This is a genomic window from Pseudoalteromonas sp. PPB1, assembly GCF_015356275.1.
In the GTDB taxonomy this organism is placed as follows: Bacteria; Pseudomonadota; Gammaproteobacteria; order Enterobacterales; family Alteromonadaceae; genus Pseudoalteromonas; species Pseudoalteromonas rubra_D.
In genome coordinates this window covers 1-3,612 of sequence record NZ_JACEQV010000059.1, presented here as the reverse complement: position 1 = coordinate 3,612, position 3,612 = coordinate 1, and the positions used below count along the sequence as shown (strand labels likewise).

Below are 3,612 nucleotides of genomic sequence, written 5' to 3'. Positions count from 1 at the left end.
TGAACCTGTGCCCACCGGGTGTGGCTGGTGAGCTTTATATTGCCGGTACAGGACTGGCACGGGGTTATGTTAATCGTGCCGACCTGAGCGCCGAGCGCTTTGTGGCCGACCCGTTTATCAATGATGGCAGCCGCATGTATCGCAGCGGCGACTTAGTGTGCTGGAACAGCGAAGGTCAGCTGGATTATCTCGGCCGGACCGACCATCAGGTGAAAATTCGTGGTTTCCGTATTGAGCTGGGCGAAATTGAGGCGGCCTTGTACGCCATTGATGGCGTCCGGGAAGCAGTCATAGTGGCCGACCGCGATGGCGCGACACAGCGTCTGGTGGGGTATGTATCGGGCGAAGCGGGCGTGGAACTGGTGGTCGACGCGCTCAAGGCCGAGTTGGCAGCCCAACTGCCAGAGTATATGGTGCCGGCTGTGATCATGGTGTTGGATACTTTGCCATTGAACAGCAATGGTAAAATCGACCGTAAAGCGCTGCCAAAACCCAATAATGAATCGAGCGTGGCCTATGAAGCGCCACAGGGTGAGCGCGAACTGGCACTGGCACAGGTATGGCAAAAAGTGCTGGGTCAGGAGCAGATAGGACGGCTGGACAACTTCTTTGAACTCGGTGGCGACTCTATCCTGAGTCTGCAAATCGTTAGTGGCTTGCGCGAGCATGGCCTAGTGGTGACCCCGAAACAAATTTTTGAACTGCACACCATCGCCCGACTGGCACCTGCATTGACTGAGCTGCCTGCCAGTCAGCGGATTGCGCAGCAAGTCAGTGGTGAGGTGACGCTGTTACCCATTCAGCAGCAGTTTTTGGCGACCAGTCTGAGCGACAAAAATCACTATAACCAGGCATTGCTATTGACGCTGGCCGCGCCGCTGAATGGCGCGGCACTACAACAGGTCTGGTCGGCCCTGGTTGCACATCATGATGCATTACGCCTGCGCTTTAACCAAAACGAAGCAGGGCAGTGGCAGCAGCGTTATCTGCCTTTTGATGCCGAGCGTGCCGTGGCCAGTGTCTGGGAGCGCAATGTGGCAAGTGCTGAGATCACATCGGTGGCTGAGCAGGCGCAACGCAGCCTGAATATTCAAACCGGCGAACTGGCACGTGTGGTTCACATGACACTCAGTGATGGCAGCGCCCGGCTGCTGCTGGTGATCCACCATCTGGCAGTAGATGGGGTTTCCTGGCGGGTGTTGCTGGATGACCTGGCGCGTGGTTATGCACAAGCGCAGAAGCAGCAGGCTTGCGAGTTTGCCAGCAAGAGCCACAGTTATCAGTACTGGGCCGAGCAGGTAGCGGACTACGCCAGCCTGAATTCGCAGGAACTGGCATTCTGGACACAACAACAGTCGTCGGAGTTGACTATTCCAGGGTTAAACCCAGCAGGAAGCCGACGCCTGGCAGACAGTGCCGAAGTGCGTGTGACGCTGGAACAGTCCACTACAGAGCGTCTGCTGCAACAAGCAGGCAAGCCTTATCGCACTGTAGTCAATGAGCTGTTGTTAAGTGCTCTGAGTGAAGCCGTCTATCAGTGGACGGGTCAGCAGGAGGCAGTGATCAACCTCGAAGGCCATGGCCGCGAACCCTGGGATGCACACACCGACCTCAGCCGCAGTGTTGGCTGGTTTACTACCTTATATCCGGTCCATCTTACGCGTTTAAATGCGTTGTCAGAGACCATTAAGCATACCAAAGAGCACCTCAGAAGTGTGCCGAATAAAGGCATCGGGTACGGTGCTTTGAAATACTTTGGTGAGTCGCATGCACAGGCGACGTTAGCTACTCAGCCTCTGGGTCAGATTGAATTTAACTATCTGGGTCAGCTCGACAACACCCTCAATCAAGGCGATTCGCCCTGGCGTCTGGCCAGTGAGCACAGTGGCGCGTCATTCAGCCCGGACTATGAGCCACACAGTGAGTTGAGTATCAATGGTCAGGTCAGTAACGGGGCCTTGCAGCTGACTATCAGCTATGGCCGTGAGCGTATTAGTGAGGCCGATATGCAAGCCTTTGCAGCGCATCTGCATGAGGCGCTGGTACAGCTGGTAGCACACTGTTGCGACACTCATGGCTGTCTGACGCCCAGTGATGTGACGCTGAGTGGATTGGATCAGCAACAGCTGGATCAGCTACCACTCGACACCGCTGAGCTCAGCGATTTATATCCCTTGTCACCGATGCAGCAAGGTATGCTGTTCCACAGTCTGGTGGAGGAAGGCGAGGCCTATGTCAATCAAACCAGTTTAGAGATCAAGCGATTAGATGTCGCACGTTTTAAAGCCGCCTGGCTCAATGCAATCGCCCGCCATGATGCCTTACGCAGTGGCTTTTTGAGTCTGGACCCCCGGCCACTGCAATTTGTGCGCAAAACCGTGCAGCCGGTATGGGAAACTCTGGACTGGCAGCACCTCGATAGCGCGCAGCAGCAGCGTCAGCTGGCTGAACTGAGCGTATCGCATCGCCAACAGGGTTTTGCGATGGACGCCGAGACCGGGTTGCAGCGCTTTGTACTGGTGCAGCTGGCGCCTCAGCACCACGCCTTTGTCTGGACTATTCATCATATCTTAACCGATGGCTGGAGTTGTGCCGCCCTGATGGGTGAAGTGCTGCGTATGTATGACGGCGAGACTCTGGCCGAACCGCAGGCTCAGTATGGCGATTATATTGCTTACCTTGAGCAACAGGACGTGATGGCAAACCTGGCTTACTGGCAAACGCAGACTGGCATGCTGGAAGAGCCCTGCTACCTAAGCGGGGCGTTTAAAGCCCCACAAAGCGGTGCGCATGCTGCCTTAGATGTGCAGCTGGATGACGCGCAAAATACCGCGCTGAATGCCTTTGCGCGGCAGTACCACCTGACTGCGAATACCCTGATGCAGGGCGCCTGGGCGCTCTTGCTAAGCCGTTATCTGGGCCGTGAAGCGGTGTGTTTTGGTGCTACAACTTCGGGTCGTCCAACCGAGCTGGCGGGCCATGAAAGCATTCAGGGGATGTTTATTAATACCATGCCCGTGGTGGTTGAAGTAGCACCTGAAGTGACATTGGCGCAGTGGTTACAAACCTTGCAGGGTACCAACCTGGCCGGGCGAGAGCATGAGTTTACGCCGCTGTATGAGATCCAGAAGCAGGCGAAGCACCTGACTCTGGACCAACATGGGCTGTTCGATACCTTATTAGTCTTTGAAAATTATCCAATCACGACAGCATTGCCGCAGGATGAGCAGGCAACTGAGTTTTCGGTGCGTGATGCCCGTGAAGAGACCAATTTCCCGCTGACCATCAGCTTTATCCAGGAGCAGACTCTGAAGCTGCACTTCAGCTATCAGGGCAGCGTGCTGGCCGAAGCGGATGTCCGTGCTCTGGCGACCCAGTTTAAAACCCTATTGTTGACTATGATGGACGCTGCACAGGAACCATTAGCGTCCTTGTTGCAGTTGCAGGATGCGTCGCAGAGCAGCGCCTTGCTGGATACCGGCACAGGCACCCCGGCGTTTGACTATCAGCGTCCAATCACGACACTGATCAGTGAACAAAGTGTGCGTACGCCCGAGGCGGTGGCGCTGCGCTTTGCCCAGCAGAGCATGACTTATGCTGAGCTGGAGCAGG

Annotated in this window: 1 protein-coding gene; it reads left to right on the top strand. The window is 55.7% G+C overall.

Annotated features, from left to right (window positions below; genetic code table 11):
* On the top strand, nt 1-3,612 hold a 3,612-nt coding region (locus IY568_RS24195), incomplete at both ends, for a condensation domain-containing protein (RefSeq protein ID WP_194868947.1).